This window comes from Pseudomonas sp. SORT22, from assembly GCF_018417635.1.
GTDB lineage: Bacteria > Pseudomonadota > Gammaproteobacteria > Pseudomonadales > Pseudomonadaceae > Aquipseudomonas.
The window spans coordinates 4,007,630-4,024,575 of the sequence record NZ_CP071007.1 but is presented as its reverse complement, the minus strand read 5'-3'; the positions used below and the strand labels follow the sequence as shown (position 1 = coordinate 4,024,575).

The following is a 16,946-nucleotide window of genomic DNA, read 5'->3' as shown; positions in this document are numbered from 1 at the left end:
AAAGAGTGCCGCGTGGGGCGGGGCAGGTGGCTCCGGTCAGTGACCGGAGCACGGACCTCAATGGTTGAGGTAGACGGTCAGGGTCTGGCCTGGCTTGAGGGCGTGGCCGCTGCGTGGGTTCCAGCGCTTGAGATGCTGCATCTCGACGTTGAAGCGCTTGGCCACCAGGTACAGCGAGTCGCCTTTGCGCACCTTGTACTGGGTGGATTTCTTCTGGTTCTTGGCGCCAACCGGCTGGGCGTTCTGCATCACCAGGGTCTGGCCGGCCTTGAGGTTCTTGCCGGAAAGCTTGTTCCAGCGCTGCAAGTCCTTGACGCTGACCTTGTTGGCCTTGGCGATGCTGGCCAGGTTGTCGCCACGCTTGACCCGGTAACGGCTGTTACGGGTTGTGGTGGTGCGCGGCGCGGCTTCGGCCATGGCAGCTTCGAACACGGCCTTTTTCGGCTGCAGGGTCAGCAGTTCTTCAGGCTTCATGTTCGACAGCGAAGCGGTCAGCAGTTGCGCCTTGGCGGTCGGCACCAGCAGTTGCTGCGGGCCGTCGACGGTCATGCGCTTCTTGAAGGCCGGGTTGAGCTGGAACAGTTCGTCTTCGTCGATCTCGGCCAGGGCTGCGACCCGTGACAGGTCGAGGCGGTCCTTGATCGCCACGGCTTCGAAGTAGGGCTCGTTGGCAATCGGGTTGAGGTTGACGCCATAGGCTTGCGGCGTCATCACCACCTGCGACAGGGCCAGCAGCTTGGGCACGTAGTCGCGGGTTTCCTGCGGCAGCGGCAGGTTCCAGTAGTCGGTTGGCAGGCCGAGCTTCTCGTTGCGCTCGATGGCGCGGCTGACCGTGCCTTCACCGGCGTTGTAGGCGGCCAGGGCCAGCAGCCAGTCGCCGTTGAACATGTCGTGCAGGCGGGTCAGGTAGTCCAGCGCGGCGTTGGTCGAGGCGGTGATATCGCGACGGCCATCGTAGAAGCGGGTCTGGCGCAGGTTGAAGTAACGCCCGGTGGACGGAATGAACTGCCACAGCCCCACCGCATGGGCCCGGGAGTAGGCCATGGGGTTGTAGGCGCTCTCGATTGCCGGCAGCAGCGCCAGCTCCAGCGGCATGTTGCGCTCTTCGAGGCGTTCGACGATGTAGTGGATGTACAGGCTGCCACGGTCGCCGGCGGTTTCGAGGAACGAAGGATTACTGGCGAACCACAGGCGTTGCTGTTCGATGCGCGGGTTGACCGCAACTCCGTCCTGCAGCACGAAGCCCTGGCGCATGCGCTCCCAGACGTCCTGGGGGGCCTGCTCGACGACCGGCTTGACCGGTACGATCAACGGCTTCTGCTTGGCCCGGGCCTGGTAGTTGTGCGCGCGAACGCTGTCGGATTCGTCGACTTGACGGGTGCTCTGGCAGCCCACGAGGGTGGCGGCCAGGGCCAGCGCACTGGCTTGGGCCAGGCGCGTCAGGGCGACGGAATTGAAGGTTCTGCGGCTAGTGGACGACATTGGCTGGGACGAAGTTCCGGGCAAAAATGTCGGGGGATTCTAGAAAGCGGCCCCCCAACGGTCAACCTTTCAGAACTTTCCGTCACCAGCAGCGGCTGTTTAGAACGTATCTTTCCAAGCACGCAACCCAGCAAAAACAGCACTTGGCGTAGGGTTTAAGTGGTCAATCCGTTCGTCTAGTTTTTCTTTAACGGATGTTTCGGTGGTCCGCAGAAAGGGGTTGGTGAGCTTTTCCAGGGCCAGGGTTGATGGCAACGTGATGCGATCTTGTGCCCTAAGCTGGTTAACGTCGGCGAAGCGTTGGGCAATGTGCGGGTTTTCAGGCTCCACCGCCTGGGCGAAGCGCAGGTTGCTCAGGGTGTATTCGTGGGTGCAATACACCAGGGTGGCGGCGGGCAGCGCGGCCAGGCGCTGCAGGGAGTGGTGCATCTGCTCCGGCGTGCCCTCGAACAGGCGCCCGCAACCGGCGGCGAACAGGGTGTCGCCGCAGAACAGCACCGGGGTGGTTGTTTGCGGGCAATAATAGGCAATGTGTCCCAGGGTGTGTCCAGGCACCGCGATAACCTGGAAATCCAGGCCCAGAACGCGCACGCTGACGTTGTCCTCCAGGGCCTGGTCACGGCCAGGGATGCGCTCGTGGGCCGGGCCGTAGACGGTCGCGCCGGTGTGCGACTTGAGCTGCTCGACGCCACCGACATGATCGTGGTGGTGATGGGTAATGAGGATGTCGCTCAGTTGCCAGCCGGGATGGCGCTCAAGCCAGGCCAGGACCGGCGCGGCATCGCCTGGATCGACCACCGCGCAACGCTGGTTGGCAGCATCTTGCAACAACCAGATGTAGTTATCGTTGAAAGCGGGCAGGGCATCGATCTGTATCATGGTGCGATTCGCCAAACGGTGGACATGGGTGCATCTTAGTAGCTATGCGCGCTGTCGAGAACCTTCAAGGGAGACTGCAATGACCGATCAAGCCTTCGCCCAGGCCGATCCGCAGTGGCTGGAGCTGATCAGCCTGGCCCGCGACTGGTTCGCCGGCCCGTTGGGGCAAATGATGCTCAAAGAAGAGCAACGCCTGCTCGAAGAGGAACTGGGGCGTTACTTCGGCGGTTACCTGGTGCATTACGGCCCCTGCGCCGAAGCACCGCCCAAGGCCCCGCAGGTGCAGCGTAACGTGCGCCTCGGCGCGCCGCTGCCCGGGGTCGAGATCGTCTGTGAAGAACAGGCCTGGCCACTGAGCGAACATGCCGCCGACGTCGTGGTGCTGCAACATGGCCTGGACTTCAGCCTGTCGCCCCATGGCCTGCTGCGCGAGGCCGCCAGCAGTGTGCGCCCGGGTGGTCATTTGCTGATCGTCGGCATCAACCCCTGGAGCAGTTGGGGCGTACGCCGGGTGTTCGCCCATGATGCCTTGCGCAAGGCGCGCTGCATTTCCCCGTCGCGGGTTGGCGACTGGCTCAACCTGCTGGGTTTCGCGCTGGAGAAACGCCGCTTCGGGTGCTATCGTCCGCCGCTCGCATCCCCCGCCTGGCAACAGCGCCTGGCCGGCTGGGAGCGGATCGCCGGTGGCTGGCAGAGTGCTGGTGGCGGTGTCTACCTGCTGGTGGCGCGCAAGATGGTGGTCGGCCTGCGGCCCCTGCGCCTGGAGCGCCGCGAGCCGATGGGCAAACTGCTGCCGCTGCCGATGGCCAAGGTCAACCGGCGCCATTCCGAACCCTGAGTTCCGGGCCCCCTGGGCGCGGGGCCAAATCATTGATGAAAAAGGCTGTAAATGAGCGATAGCGTCGAAATCTTCACCGATGGTGCCTGCAAGGGCAACCCCGGCCCGGGCGGCTGGGGTGTGCTGATGGTGTGCAAGGGCGTTGAAAAGGAGCTGTGGGGCGGCGAACGCGAGACCACCAACAACCGTATGGAACTGATGGCGGCGATCAAGGGCCTGGAAGCGCTCAAGCGCGAGTGCGAAGTGCTGCTGGTCACCGACTCCCAGTACGTGATGAAAGGCATCACCGAGTGGATGGTCAACTGGAAAAAACGCGGCTGGAAAACCGCCGCCAAAGAACCGGTAAAGAACGCCGACCTCTGGCAGTTGCTCGATGAACAGGTGGGCCGGCACAAAGTGACCTGGAAATGGGTCCGCGGGCATATTGGCCATCATGGCAACGAGCGTGCCGATCAACTGGCTAACCGCGGTGTTGACGAGGTCCGTGGTCTGCGTTGACTACACCGGCCGCCACTCGCCCTTGAGCTGAGGTAGAATGGCCGGCTTTTCACCAGACTGTACGCGGCAGGAGACCATCGGCGTGGAGATTCAGAACAACAGGTCGGTCGTCCTCGACACCGAAACCACCGGTATGCCGGTGACTGACGGCCACCGGGTCATCGAGATCGGTTGTGTCGAGCTGATGGGCCGGCGCCTGACCGGGCGCCATTTCCACGTCTACCTGCAGCCGGACCGCGAGAGTGACGAGGGCGCCATCGGCGTCCACGGCATCACCGACTCCTTCCTGCTCGACAAGCCGCGCTTTGCTGAAGTCGCCGATGAATTCTTCGAGTTCATTCAGGGCGCCCAGCTGATCATCCACAACGCGGCGTTCGACGTTGGCTTCATCAACAACGAATTCGCTTTGCTCGGTCAGCACGATCGCGCCGACATCTCCCAGCATTGCACTATCCTCGACACCCTGATGATGGCCCGCTCGCGTCATCCGGGGCAGCGCAACAGCCTCGATGCGTTGTGCAAACGCTATGGTGTCGACAACTCCGGCCGTGAGCTGCACGGCGCACTGCTCGACTCCGAGCTGCTGGCCGACGTCTACCTGAGCATGACCGGTGGCCAGACCAGCCTGTCGCTGGCCGGCCACGGTGCCGATGGCGAAGAGGAGGGCGACGACAACCGCGGCAGCGAAATTCGCCGCCTGCCTGCCAGTCGCCAGCCGGGGCGGATCATTCGCGCCAGCGAGCAGGAGCTCGAGCTGCACATGGCGCGTCTGGAAGCCATCGCCAAGTCCGCCGGTGGCCCGGCGCTGTGGCAGCAGTTGTCCGAAGCAAACTGAGGCAATTTGCCGCGCAGGGGCGCTGGCGACCTTCTACCCTGAGGTGACAGAGCTGTCACCCGGAGGAAGCGCCCGCCCATGTACAAGGACCTCAAGTTCCCCGTCCTCATCGTGCATCGCGACATCAAGGCCGATACGGTCGCTGGCGAGCGTGTTCGCGCAATTGCCCAGGAGCTGGCCCAGGACGGCTTCACCATCCTGCCGGCCGTCGATTACGCCGAAGGCCGCCTGGTCGCCGCCACCCATCACGGCCTGGCGTGCATGCTGATTGCTGCCGAAGGCGCTGGGGAAAACACTCACCTTTTACAGAACATGGTCGAACTGATTCGCCTGGCCCGGGTGCGTGCACCGCACCTGCCGATCTTCGCTCTGGGCGAGCAGGTGACCCTGGAGAATGCCCCTGCCGATGTCATGAGCGAGCTGAACCAGCTGCGCGGCATTCTCTACCTGTTCGAAGACACCGTGCCGTTTCTCGCCCGCCAGGTGGCGCGGGCCGCGCACAGTTATCTGGATGGCTTGCTGCCGCCCTTTTTCAAGGCGCTGGTACAGCACACCGCGCAATCGAACTACTCATGGCACACCCCCGGCCATGGCGGTGGCGTGGCCTATCGCAAAAGCCCGGTCGGCCAGGCCTTTCACCAGTTCTTCGGCGAGAACACCCTGCGTTCGGACCTGTCGGTGTCGGTCCCTGAGCTGGGCTCGCTGCTCGATCACACCGGGCCGCTGGCGGCCGCCGAGGCGCGGGCGGCAAAGAATTTCGGTGCCGACCATACCTTTTTTGTGATCAATGGCACTTCCACCGCCAACAAGATTGTCTGGCACTCGATGGTCGGTCGAGATGACCTGGTGCTGGTCGACCGCAACTGCCACAAGTCGGTGGTCCACGCGATCATCATGACCGGGGCCATCCCTTTGTACCTGTGCCCGGAGCGCAACGAGCTGGGGATCATCGGGCCGATCCCGCTGAGCGAATTCAGCCAGGCCTCGATTGCCGCCAAGATCCACGCCAACCCCCTGGCCCGTGGCCTTCCGCCCAGGGTCAAGCTAGCGGTGGTGACCAACTCCACCTATGACGGCTTGTGCTACAACGCCGAGCTGATCAAGCAGGAACTGGGCAGCAGTGTCGAGGTGTTGCATTTTGATGAGGCCTGGTATGCCTACGCGGCGTTTCACGAGTTCTTCCGCGGGCGTTACGCCATGGGCACTTCGCGCAGTGCCGACAGCCCGCTGGTGTTCAGCACTCACTCGACCCACAAGCTGCTGGCTGCCTTCAGCCAGGCGTCGATGATCCATGTGCAGGACGGCGGCGCCCGCCAGCTGGACCGCGACCGCTTCAACGAAGCCTTCATGATGCATATTTCCACCTCGCCGCAGTACAGCATCCTCGCCTCGCTGGATGTCTCTTCGGCGATGATGGAAGGCCCGGCCGGGCGCTCCTTGCTGCAGGAAATGTTCGATGAGGCGCTGAGCTTTCGCCGGGCCATGGCCAACCTGCGTGAGCACATGGCCGCTGATGACTGGTGGTTCAGCATCTGGCAGCCGCCGCTGGCGGACGGTGCACGGCGGCTCGCCACCGAAGACTGGCTGTTGCAGCCCCAGGCCGACTGGCACGGTTTCGCTGATGTCAGTGACGATTACGTGCTGCTCGACCCGATCAAGGTCACCCTGGTGATGCCCGGGCTCAGTGCCGGCGGCGCCTTGAGCGAGCATGGCATCCCGGCCGCGGTGGTCAGCAAGTTTCTCTGGGAGCGCGGCCTGGTGGTGGAAAAGACCGGGCTCTACACCTTCCTGGTGTTGTTCTCGATGGGCATCACCAAGGGCAAATGGAGCACGCTGCTGACCGAGTTGCTTGAGTTCAAGCGCAACTACGATGCCAACACCCGCCTGCTCGAATGCCTGCCCTGCGTCGCCCAGCTTGATCCAGTGCGTTACCAGGGCCTGGGCCTGCGCGACCTGTGTGACCAGTTGCACGCCTGCTACCGCAGCAATGCCACGGCCAAGCAACTCAAGCGCCTGTTCACGCGTTTGCCGGAGGTAGTGATGAAACCTGCCGATGCCTATGACCAGATGGTGCGCGGGGAGGTCGAGGCGGTGCCGATCGAGCAGTTGCTCGGGCGCATCGCTGCGGTGATGCTGGTGCCCTATCCGCCGGGCATTGCGTTGATCATGCCGGGGGAGCGCTTTACCGAGGCGACCCGTTCGATCATCGACTACCTGGCCTTTGCTGCTGCCTTCGACAGCGGCTTTCCCGGTTTTGTCGCCGATGTCCATGGGTTGCAGCATGAAACCACAGCGCAGGGACGGGTCTATACCGTCGATTGCATCAAGGCCTGAGCGGGCTCAAGGAATGCGGATGATTTCCACGCCACTCTGGACCAGCTCAAAACGGTCCTCACCCAGGTGGTTGACCCGGTCACCGATTGCCAGCTTGTAGGTGGTGATGGGCAGGGATGCGGCGCTTCCGTCGGCCTGCAGGGTGGCTTCCTGGAACTCATGAACGGGATAGATGCGGCCCTCGGCGTCCCGTGCATGAAACTGTCCGACCAGTACTGCTGTCATTTACCGTACAACCTCTGAAGAAATAAGTATCTGTCAGGCATAGACCACTGTTTTGCCTGGTAAGTTTTGCCCGTATGGAAAAAAACTTCAGGCCCGTGCCGGATCATCTATACCTACAACTCCCTTTGTTCATCACATCAGGAATTTGCCATGAGCCAGGTGTATTCAGTCGCCGTCGTCGTCGGCAGCTTGCGCAAGGAATCCCTCAACCGCAAAGTCGCCCGCGCGCTGGCCGAGCTTGCGCCATCCAGCCTCAAGCTGCACATCGTCGAAATTGGCGAGCTGGCCTTGTACAACGAGGATATCGACGTCAATCCGCCGCAGGCCTACAAAACGTTTCGCGAGCAGATTCGCGGCAGTGATGCGCTGCTGTTTGTCACCCCCGAGTACAACCGCTCGGTGCCGGGAGTGTTGAAAAATGCCATCGATGTGGGCTCGCGGCCCTATGGCCAGAGCGCCTGGAGTGGCAAGCCCGGGGCGGTGATCAGTGTGTCGCCGGGGGCGGTGGGCGGCTTTGGTGCCAACCATCACCTGCGCCAGTCGCTGGTGTTCCTTGATGTGCCGTGCATGCAGCAGCCCGAAGCCTACATTGGTGGGGCGGGAACGCTGTTTGACGACAACGGCAAGCTGTCGGAGAAGACCCGGCCGTTCCTGCAGACTTTTATCGACAAGTTCGCCGTGTGGGTCGAGCGCCACCAGAACTGAGGCATTGCACCGGCCACCCTGCTCAAGGCTGGCCGGTGCAAAGGCAGGTTCAGCGTTGCTGTTGCCCTGCCCGGTTGGTCAGCGCCTCGATCAGGTTGCTTTCGTTGCGCTTGAACTGTTGCTCCAGCGCGGTGATACGTGCGGCAATCTGCTCGGGATTGTCATCCGGATAGAGGTCGTATAGCTCCAGTACCTCGGCCTCGTAGGCAGACTTGAGCGCCATGAAACGATCGGCGTGGCTCTCGCGCAGGTAATCCACCCAGAAGTCCCGCCCCCTGGCGAAGTCGAGGAAGGCCTGGCCGCCTTCGCCCTGGCGCACCTGGCTCAACGCAGCATCCAGTTTCCCGGGGCGAATGTTGGCGGCCGTTCGGTACAGCATGTTGCTCGGCGGCACCGGCAGGTCCAGCTCACGGGCCCATTGCAGGCGATAGGCCAGGCGCACTTCGGCTTCGTCGCGGCTACCGGCCTGTTCGCGGGCAGCGTTGTCCAGCGCCTCCAGCCGGTACAGACGGCGGGTGAGGGCGTACAGGGAACTGCCCCGCTGTTCGGCGGCAACGCCCTGCAGCGATTGACGAATGAACACCTGAATTTCCATCTGGTTGAACGCCAGGCGTATGCCATCGGGGCAAGTGTCGCGCTGCCTGATCTGCTGCAGGGGTTCGGCACCCATGCCGTTGAGAATCAGGCGCAGTTCTGTGTCGTTGGCGGCTACCTCGAGTACGCCCCAAACCCGCTCAGTAAGGCCGCTGCGGCTGCTGGCATCGCGATAGTCGGCGCTGTGTTGCAGGTGGCTGATGACCCCCAGCAGGTCGCTGGCGTCTGCGCCGTCTTCGATCTGTTGCCAGATACCTCGGCGTGTCGCACTACGGTCTTCGGCACCGCTTAGCCAGACATCCGCACCGGATTCGGCCTCTTCAGCGGAAGAGGGGGAAGAATCGCTTGAATAGTGCCGCTCACGCTCCAGGGCACGGATATCGGGCGGCAAGTCCATATAGAAGTCGTAGGCGCGATCGGAACCTTCGGACAAGTGCGCGCGACGCATGCTCTCGTGGCTCAGCGGGTTGCCGGTCAGGGAAATTTCAGTGTGATGTTCTTCAGTGCGTGGGTTGGCGAGAATGCGCTCGGGCAATTCGCGTAACTGGTTGCCAACCAGCGACAAGCGTTGCATCGGTCCCGGCAGCAGCGTGTCCAGCCATTGCGGCCAGGCTTGCAGGCCGACATTATTGAGGCTCAACTGCTCGATGTTACGTAATGCAGAAGCATCGCTAATCTCGCCGATAATATTTGCGTCAAGTTGCAGTTCAGTCAGCCCTGGCATGAGTTGCAGCGTTGCCAGCGCCGACTGATCGATGTTCAAGCCCAGGTCGATCAGGCTCAGGTGTTCCAGCATCCGCAATTGCGGCACCGCCGCATTCAAGCTGCCCAGCGGGGTGTCATGCCCTTCGATGTGCAAACTGTCCAGGTAAGGAAAGTCACTGAGAAACTGGTGCAATTCACTGGCATGGGTCCCCACGCGCAGAAGCTGCAGCCTGCGCAGGCGATGATAGAAAAACGCCGGCAATCGCCTGGGGAAGTCGTTCAAGGCAATTGCCTCGACGCGCAAGGCGCCAACGTGGCCATGGGTTGGTTCGTGGCTCCACAAGTCGTGCACCAGGCGGCCCAGGCGGCGCCTGGAGGCAATCTGTTCATCGCGTAGCGGTGCGCCTGAGTGGGACGCTTCGGCCCACTGCACAAAGGCTTCATCCAGCTGCGCACGTTCCTGGGTCATGACATCCAGGATGGCGCGAAGATTCTCTGCAATGGTCAGTTCAAAGCTGAAGCGTCTGCCTTCACCTTCACTCAGACGCATGCGGATCAGGGTGTCCCGCGAAAGCTCGTTGTTCAGTAACGAAACCCGGGTGTGATGCCCGCTACCGATGGGGTTTTCCAGCACGGCGGCGGGTACCGTGGTGATCTGGTTGTCGGCCAGGGAGACTTCGGCAATTGCATTCAGGTTGGCGCTGTCGAGCCACTGTGGCCAGCCGCGAAGGCTGGTGCGGTTCAGCCCCAGGTACTGCAGGTTCAAGCCGTTGAGGTCGATGTTACCGAGTATGTTGAGGGTGTTGCCGCTCAGGTCCAGGCGTTGAAGCTGGCTGAAACCCCGGTAGAGGTTGATTTCGGTCTGGCCGATGTACAGCCGGGTATCGATCAGGCTCAGTTCGCGCAGTTGTGGGTAATGTTCCAGCACCGTCTGGCCGATGAAGGGATAGCTGGGTTGGCCAATACTCTGGCCATAGACCAAAGACCTCACCTGGGGAAAGCGCTCGAAGAACCGGCCCAGGCCGATACGCTCGTTGTCCAGGTTGATGAACGGATTGGGTAGCGCTTCGTCGTGGTTCACGTTCCACAATTCCAGGGCCCGCACGCGCTGCTGGATAAAGTCCGGCAATTGCGCTGGGAAGTCGATCAGGTAGACGTCTGCCAGTTGCAACGGGGTGGTGGCTTGACTCAGCTCGGACAGGTTGTTGGCGCGCCAGTGACGCCACAACGCCTCGGCGATGCGTGTGCGGCTGTTCATGCGCGCAGCGCTCAAGGGTGGCATTGAACTGGCGGCATCGGTCCAGTTGGAAAGGTGATTGCGCAGGCTTTGTTGCTCTTCAAGCAGTTGGTCCAGGCGCTGGTCGATGTCGGCACGGGTCCACTGCGCGTCGTAGAACATCTGCAGGATCTGCTCGGGAAAGGCGTGCTCGAATTCAAGCAGACGGATCTTGTCCAGCAGCGTCTCTTCAAGGATGAAGCCCGCCAGCCTGCCGCGTCCGCTCAACGGGAAACCTAGCCTGCCATCGGCCAGGCGCATCGGGGAGCGGGCGCCGGGCTTGAGCGTTTGCATCTTCAGCACGGCTCTCAAGCTGTGCCGGGCCAGTAGCGGTTGCGACTGTACGGCCTGTTTGAGCGCTGCGTGCTGGCTGACCTCGGCAAAGCCCAGGGCACTGCGTTGGGCGTCCGGCAGCGCGTGCAGGACTGCGGCATAAAGGTTGTCACGGCCATGCAACTGACGCCCGTCGGCATCGTAGGTACGGTAGGTGGTGCCATCGCTGACCAGGACCTTGTGAATGGGCGCTTCGCTGCTGCCGATGCTGTCGAGTAGCGCCCCCTGGATTGAACCCTCGCGGACCTCCAGGCGTACGTCGGTCGACCAGCCGTGTAGAGTGCCCAGGGTATGCAGCGCCAGCCGCTCGCTGTCGGAACTGCTGCCAGCGTCCAGATACAGCCCTTCATACGCACGATTCAGACGCAGCTTATGCTGGTAGGCACGGGCTTCTTCGCCAATTCGTATGGGAATGCGCGCATTGACACGCAATTGTTCAAGTTCTGCCGGGCTGGCGTGGCGCAGCAGTTCCTCGACCACCACCGTGGGCAGGCCGCTGAAGGATTGCTGGACCTGCAGCACCGGGCCAGCGTCGGTTTTTTGCAGTGCCTGGTAGCGTTCATTGAACAGTCGGGTTTTGTGGGTTTTTGCCTGGGTCGCCAGTTGTTGCTGTAACTGGCGTTTCGCTGTGGTGAAGTTGGGCTCGCCTGAACCCAGCGGGTGTTGCAGCAGTCCTTCGAGCTCTGCCTTGGTCATTTGCCGCATCAGTGCTTCGAGAACGTCATCACCACCGAGCCGCACCTGCAGGGGGCGGGGCAGCGCATTGCCACTTTGGCTGTGGTACTGCGTAAGCACCTTACCCTGCTCATCGAGCACGGTCAGCGCTTGGCCGTTCGGCCAGCCGGGCGCCTCGGCCAGTAGTTGCAGTTGCAGGGCCGGTTCGGCGTGCGGATCTCCTGCCTCCAGTAGCTGGGTGAAGCGGTCAAGCTCATGTTCCAGACGGAAGCGGTGTAGCGTGTCGCTGAACAGGGCGGGTGGGTGCAGGCCTTCGCTCAATGCGTGACGCAGTTGTGCCTGATGGGTTTCGCTGACGCGCATGATGGTGCTGGCGACTTCATCGGAGAACTCGGCGCCGGCATGTCCGAGCCGTCGAAACAGGCGGATGCCTTCCCACTCAAGCGGCTGGTCGGTAACCTGCAGCCAGGCGCCTGCCTGGTTATGGCGCAAAGGCGGCTCGTAGGCGCCCATGCGCCACGGATGTTCCAGCCGGTAGGGCGCGCTGGCAGCGGGCGGCTTGACCGCGTAGGTGCGGCCTTCGAGCACCAGCCATTGTCGGCCCTGGTAGTCGTAGAGCCCGGAGGCATTGGGTTGCAACTCGGCGGGTAGCCTGACGTCTTGGGCGAATGGCTGCAGGTCGGGTTTCCACAGGCGCGTACTGCCATCGGCCAGTTGCACGCTCTGCATCTGCCTGACCAGCTCAGGAGCTTGTACCGCAGCGCCGCCCCCTGCCGCCGAGAGGCCTCCCAGGGCGGCGATCATCGCCAGGTTTTCGACCACATCCATCAGGTAGCCCCAGGCTTGCTGGCTCTCGCCCTTGGCCAGGCTCTCGATGCCTTCATAGACTTCGTTGCACAGTTGTACGGCGGTGACGGCCAGCATCACCTCGCCGAGCACCGGCACCACGAACGCGGCGATATTGAGCACGTTGAGCGTCGTCTGGACAAAGTACAGCAGCTTGTCTTGCAGCGACTTGTGGTCCTCGGCGGCCGTGGGCACGCCGTGAAACAGGGCATCGTCCTTGAGCTGGGTGATTTTTTGCTGGTACAGCGCGTTGAGCAGGTTGCCGAAAAAGGTACCTTCGCGCAGGTGCAGGCTGGCGTTGCGGTCGAGTTTTTCTTCGTAGTAGCCCGCGGCACTGTTCCAGACCTTGGGATAGAAAGCCTGGTGCAGGCGAGCAAACAACCGCGCGCGCTGGCGTGCAGGTACAAATCGGGCAAAGAACTGCTGGTAGTCCGGCTTCAGAAAGCTGTCACGCAGGGACGCGAAAAAGTGCGCAAGCGAGGGGTACTCCCTGAGCGGGTCGTAGGGGTCATCGGGAATGTAGACCACGACCTTTTCGCTGTGCTGGCTGGCACTGCGGTCTTTACCGAAGACAACGATGGCGCTGAGTTCGACATCCCAGAGTTTGAGAAAGTTACGGGTTATCGTTACCCCGTCCAGTGCTACCGGTTTGTTTCGAGCGATATCCAGCAATACGCCATGCATCTGCGGGCTGATGGCTTTTTTCAACCGCGCAATGTGCGTGTGCAGAAGAAACGTCGATTGCTCGAGCTGTTTGAAGTCGGCGCGCAGGTTGGCGCTGGCGGCGTCGGCAGCATCACCTGCAGCGGACACCGGGTTGAGTACGCGCTGTATCAACTGTTGGTAGGTACCGCCCAGGTCAAGTTCGCGGCACAGGGCAGCAAACTGCTCGGGAACGATATTCAGCGGCGACTCGTCGGGGTAGCGCCCGGGCCGGTTAAGCGCCGGGTCGGAGTAATAGATGCGCGAGGCAATCGATGTCCGCCCGCGATCGTCAGTCATGGCGCCCGGCACGGCTTCCCAGGCTTCGAAGTTCTGCAGGGCACAGGCCAGCAGCGATTGGGTGGCGGCTTTGATCGCGACACCAGCCTTGACCGCTGGATCCTGCGACAACGTCAGGAAAGAGCCGTCGCTGACCACGCGCCGGGCATGGAACAGATAACTGTTGTGCACATCGACCTCCAGGCCGAATCGCTCCTGCAGCTTGGCTTTCAACAAGGGTTCGGCATAGGACTCGATGGCCGGAAGTGCGGCAAGTATCTCGTGGACCCGCTGCTCGTGGCGGCGATGGCGGATATACACCCTTTGCAACTGTTCCAGTGTCTGCGCATCGGTATGCCGTGCATCAGCCAGCCAGGGCAATGTCTGCACGTCGACCTTGCGTAGCGCAGCATGAGTGGCGGTAGGGGCGCTGATCAGCCACGCGGGTAGCTTGCTTGAGATGGGTGTGAAATCGGTTGGTCGGGTAGGGGAGCTGAGGTCAACAGACATGAATTAAAACCTTCTTCCTTGAGGTGTAGGCACTGAGCGTACGGTGGAAAGCTCAAGGGAAAAAGGTTGAATGTTGGTTGGAAAAGTCGGTGAAAAGATCGTGATTTTGCGGCAATAACGACTATATCTAACACCTGTTGTCACTTGCCCGGGGCGGTATGAGCAAACAGGCAGGTCAAGTTGGGTAACTTGTCCTGCCTGTTTAGATTGCTGGGTCAATCAGCTGTGCAACGTGCTTACACGGCCTGCGGCATTTCCCCACGAGCCAGGCGCTGGTTGATATCAGCGATCACCTCTGGCAGTTCGTTGATGGTGTCGATCAGGTAGTGCGGGCGCGAGCCTGCGAACAACGCATGAATGCGCTTGCGCTCGCTGTCGAGGGTGTCCGAGGCCAGGGCGCGGTAGCCTTCGTAGGTCAGGCCCAGGGCGTTGCCCGAGCACACCAGCGCTACCGTCCACATGCCGGCGCGCCGGCCTTCGAGGATGCCTGGTACGGTGTCGTCGACCTTGACGCAGGCAGCGACATCATCGATGCCCAGGGCAATCACGTTGGCCAGGGCCTGGGCCGGCCAGGGGCGGCCGTTCGGGGTTTCGTCGGTGGCCACCACGTGATCGGCGACGTAGCCGTTCTGCGCGGCCAGTGCCACCACCTTGTCCATCACCACTTTCGGATAGCCCGAGCACGAGCCGATCTTCAGACCGTCTTGGCGCAGCCCGGTGAGGGTGTCGAGGGCGCCGGGGATCAGCGCCGAGTGCACGGCGATCTTCTCGATCTGCAGTGGCATGAAGCGCTCATAGATGGTAGTGACGTCCGCGTCGGTCGGCGTGCGGCCGAACACCTTGCGGTAGCGTTCGGCGATCAGCGGCTGGTCACACAGGGTGCGGATATGGTCCCACTTGCCCATGCCCATCGGCCCGCGGGCTTCCTCGATAGACACTTCGATGTCGAACTCGGCGAAGGCCTCGACAAAGATCTGGGTTGGGGCAAAGGAGCCAAAATCGACCACGGTGCCGGCCCAGTCGAGGATCGCGGCTTGCAATTGCGTCGGGTTGTTGTAGTTCATGTTCAGGGTTCCTTGAGCGGGTGGTTGCGCTGATCGGGTAAAAAGGCTTCGGGGTATCAGATGTCCAGCACTTCCATTTCCCGCAGCACCTGAGCCACGGCATCGACCGCGGCCTGCATGCCGTCCGGGCCGACGCAGCCGATGCAGCCGACGCGGAAGGTTTCGACCTGGGTCAACTTGCCCGGGTAGAGGATGAAACCCTTGGCCTTGACCCGCTCGTAGAAGTCCTTGAACTGGTAGCGCGGATCGTTCGGGGCATGGAAGGTGACGATGATCGGCGCCTGAATCTCGGCGGGCAGGAAGCTGCGCAAGCCAATGGCGGCCATGCCGTCGAGCAGGGTCTTGCAGTTGCTGGCATAGCGCTGGTGGCGGGCGGGCAGGCCGCCTTGTTCGTTGTACTGCAGCAAGGCCTCGTGCAGCGCCGCTACCACATGAGTTGGCGGGGTGAAGCGCCACTGGCCGGTCTTGGCCATGTAGACGTGCTGGTCATGCAGGTCCATGGCCAGCGACGGCGAGTTGCCTTCGGCGGCGGCCAGCGACTGTTTGTTGGCAAAGACGAAGCCCATGCCAGGCACGCCTTCCAGGCATTTTCCGGAGGCGGCGATGAGGGCATCGAATGGTACCTGGCGGGCATCGATCGGCAAGGCGCCGAACGAGCTCATGGCATCGATGATCAGGCGTTTGCCGTGGCCGGCGATAACCGCGGCAATCTCTGCCAGCGGGTTGAGAATGCCGGTGCTGGTTTCGCAGTGAATCAGTGCCACGTGGGTAATGCTGCTGTCGGCGCTCAGCAGACGGTCGACGTCAGCGGCAGTGGTCGGCTGGTCTTCGGCGGTTTCGAAGGTGCTGCAGGCGCGGCCCAGCACCTTGCAGATCTTTGCCAGGCGCTGGCCGTAGGCGCCGTTGATCAGTACCAGGACCTTGCCGTCGCGGGGCACCAGGGTGCCGATGGCCGCTTCCACGGCAAAGGTGCCGCTGCCTTGCAGGGGCACGCAATGGTGGCTGTCGGCACCGTTGACGATGGCCAGCAGTTGCTCGCAGAGGCTGGCGGTGAGCTGGTTGAAGTCGCGGTCCCATGAACCCCAGTCGACCATCATCGCTTGGCGGGTACGGGCCGAGGTGGTCAGGGGGCCAGGGGTCAGCAGGATAGGGGCGTTACTCATTCCGGTAGTCCTCGCAAGCGGTGGGCTGAATCTACGGGGCCTACGTTGCAATTCCGTGCCTTATCAATCAAATTGTTTGTTGTTATGCCAGTCATAAGTCAGGCCGATAGATATGAACCTGTTCCAGCTCCGCGCCTTCGATGCCGTGGCCCGTGAGGGCAGTTTTACCCGCGCCGCCGCCCGTCTGTTCATCAGCCAGCCGGCGGTGACCGGGCATGTCAAGGCGCTTGAGGAGCACTACCAGATCACCTTGCTGCGCCGCACGGCGCGACGTGTCGAGCTGACCGAGGAGGGCATTCGCCTGGCGGCGATCACCCGCGCGATGTTTGGCCTTGCCGAAGAAGCCCAGGCGATGCTCGAGGCCAACCGCCAGTTGCTCACCGGGCGCCTGGAAGTGGCCGCCGACGGCCCGCACCGGGTCATGCCGATGCTCGCGCAGCTGCGCGCGCGGTATCCGGGGATCACTGTCAACCTGCGTCTGGGCAACGCCCAGGAAACCCTGGCGGCGCTGCTCAGCGAGCATGCCGATGTCGCGGTGATGACCGAGGTCGAGTCGCGCAAGGGCCTGCACCTGCAAAGCCTGGGCGATTCACGGATCTGCGCCTTGCTGCCGGCCGGGCATGCCTGGGCGGCCAGCGCCGAGGAATTGCCCCTTGGCGAGCTGGACCGGCAGATCATGGTACTGCGCGAACCCAGTTCGATTACCCGCCGCACCTTCGATCAGGCCTGCCGCGATGCCCAGGTGCAGCCGCGCGTGCTGCTGGAGCTCGACAGCCGCGAGGCGGTGACTGAAGCGGTAGCGGCCGAGCTGGGCATCGGTATCGTTTCGTCGCTGGAGATCAGCCATGACCCGCGGGTGGTGGCGCGGCCCATCGGCGCAGCGGGGCTGATCAACCAGCACATGATCGGCTGCCTGGAGCGACGCCGCGAACTGCGCCTGATCCAGGCGTTTCTCAGCCTGGCGGCAGCGGTATGAGGCGGGGCTGGTTTTTTCCCGGCGGGC

At 62.5% G+C, this 16,946-nt stretch carries 12 protein-coding genes; 6 read left to right on the top strand and 6 right to left on the bottom strand.

The window, feature by feature from the left end:
* Positions 1–57: 57 nt before the first annotated feature.
* A complete protein-coding gene (locus JYG36_RS18370) occupies positions 58–1,482 on the bottom strand; it encodes a LysM peptidoglycan-binding domain-containing protein (protein WP_093385225.1) in 1,425 nt (474 codons plus the stop codon).
* 99 nt (positions 1,483–1,581) lie between these two features.
* Complete coding sequence (gene gloB / locus JYG36_RS18365) at positions 1,582–2,361, bottom strand: hydroxyacylglutathione hydrolase (RefSeq protein WP_213601967.1); 780 nt, start codon at positions 2,359–2,361, stop codon at positions 1,582–1,584.
* Positions 2,362–2,440: 79 nt separating this feature from the next.
* Here gloB and JYG36_RS18360 point away from each other — a divergent pair, with 79 nt between their 5' ends.
* The 4 genes from JYG36_RS18360 to JYG36_RS18345 all read left to right on the top strand — a co-directional run bounded on the left by JYG36_RS18360 (position 2,441) and on the right by JYG36_RS18345 (position 6,866).
* Entirely contained in the window at positions 2,441–3,199 is a 759-nt protein-coding gene (locus JYG36_RS18360) for a class I SAM-dependent methyltransferase (RefSeq protein ID WP_045202108.1), read from the top strand.
* Between the two features lie 51 nt (positions 3,200–3,250).
* A complete protein-coding gene (rnhA, locus tag JYG36_RS18355) occupies positions 3,251–3,697 on the top strand; it encodes a ribonuclease HI (RefSeq protein ID WP_045202106.1) in 447 nt (148 codons plus the stop codon).
* A 133-nt stretch (positions 3,698–3,830) separates the two neighbouring features.
* The gene (gene dnaQ, locus JYG36_RS18350; protein ID WP_045202216.1) at positions 3,831–4,532 is read left to right on the top strand and encodes a DNA polymerase III subunit epsilon; all 702 of its coding nucleotides are present in this window, start codon (positions 3,831–3,833) and stop codon (positions 4,530–4,532) included.
* Between the two features lie 78 nt (positions 4,533–4,610).
* A complete protein-coding gene (locus JYG36_RS18345) occupies positions 4,611–6,866 on the top strand; it encodes an Orn/Lys/Arg family decarboxylase (RefSeq protein ID WP_213601965.1) in 2,256 nt (751 codons plus the stop codon).
* A 6-nt stretch (positions 6,867–6,872) separates the two neighbouring features.
* Here the strand turns inward: JYG36_RS18345 and JYG36_RS18340 are convergent, their stop codons facing one another.
* Entirely contained in the window at positions 6,873–7,091 is a 219-nt protein-coding gene (locus tag JYG36_RS18340) for a hypothetical protein (RefSeq protein ID WP_038996154.1), read from the bottom strand.
* 150 nt (positions 7,092–7,241) lie between these two features.
* Here JYG36_RS18340 and JYG36_RS18335 point away from each other — a divergent pair, with 150 nt between their 5' ends.
* The gene (locus JYG36_RS18335) at positions 7,242–7,796 is read left to right on the top strand and encodes an NADPH-dependent FMN reductase (protein WP_213601963.1); all 555 of its coding nucleotides are present in this window, start codon (positions 7,242–7,244) and stop codon (positions 7,794–7,796) included.
* Between the two features lie 49 nt (positions 7,797–7,845).
* Here the strand turns inward: JYG36_RS18335 and JYG36_RS18330 are convergent, their stop codons facing one another.
* The 3 genes from JYG36_RS18330 to JYG36_RS18320 all read right to left on the bottom strand — a co-directional run bounded on the left by JYG36_RS18330 (position 7,846) and on the right by JYG36_RS18320 (position 15,943).
* Positions 7,846–13,716 carry an NEL-type E3 ubiquitin ligase domain-containing protein gene (locus tag JYG36_RS18330; RefSeq protein ID WP_213601961.1) on the bottom strand — a complete coding sequence of 1,957 codons (5,871 nt, stop codon included), beginning with the start codon at positions 13,714–13,716 and terminating at the stop codon, positions 7,846–7,848.
* Between the two features lie 236 nt (positions 13,717–13,952).
* Complete coding sequence (gene phnX / locus JYG36_RS18325) at positions 13,953–14,780, bottom strand: phosphonoacetaldehyde hydrolase (RefSeq protein WP_213601959.1); 828 nt, start codon at positions 14,778–14,780, stop codon at positions 13,953–13,955.
* A 56-nt stretch (positions 14,781–14,836) separates the two neighbouring features.
* Positions 14,837–15,943, bottom strand: a complete 1,107-nt coding sequence (locus JYG36_RS18320; RefSeq protein ID WP_195883460.1) for a 2-aminoethylphosphonate--pyruvate transaminase — start codon at positions 15,941–15,943, stop codon at positions 14,837–14,839.
* A 112-nt stretch (positions 15,944–16,055) separates the two neighbouring features.
* On the opposite strand from JYG36_RS18320, the gene JYG36_RS18315 reads away from it, so the two are divergent.
* Entirely contained in the window at positions 16,056–16,919 is an 864-nt protein-coding gene (locus JYG36_RS18315) for a LysR substrate-binding domain-containing protein (RefSeq protein ID WP_045202095.1), read from the top strand.
* Positions 16,920–16,946 lie beyond the last annotated feature (27 nt).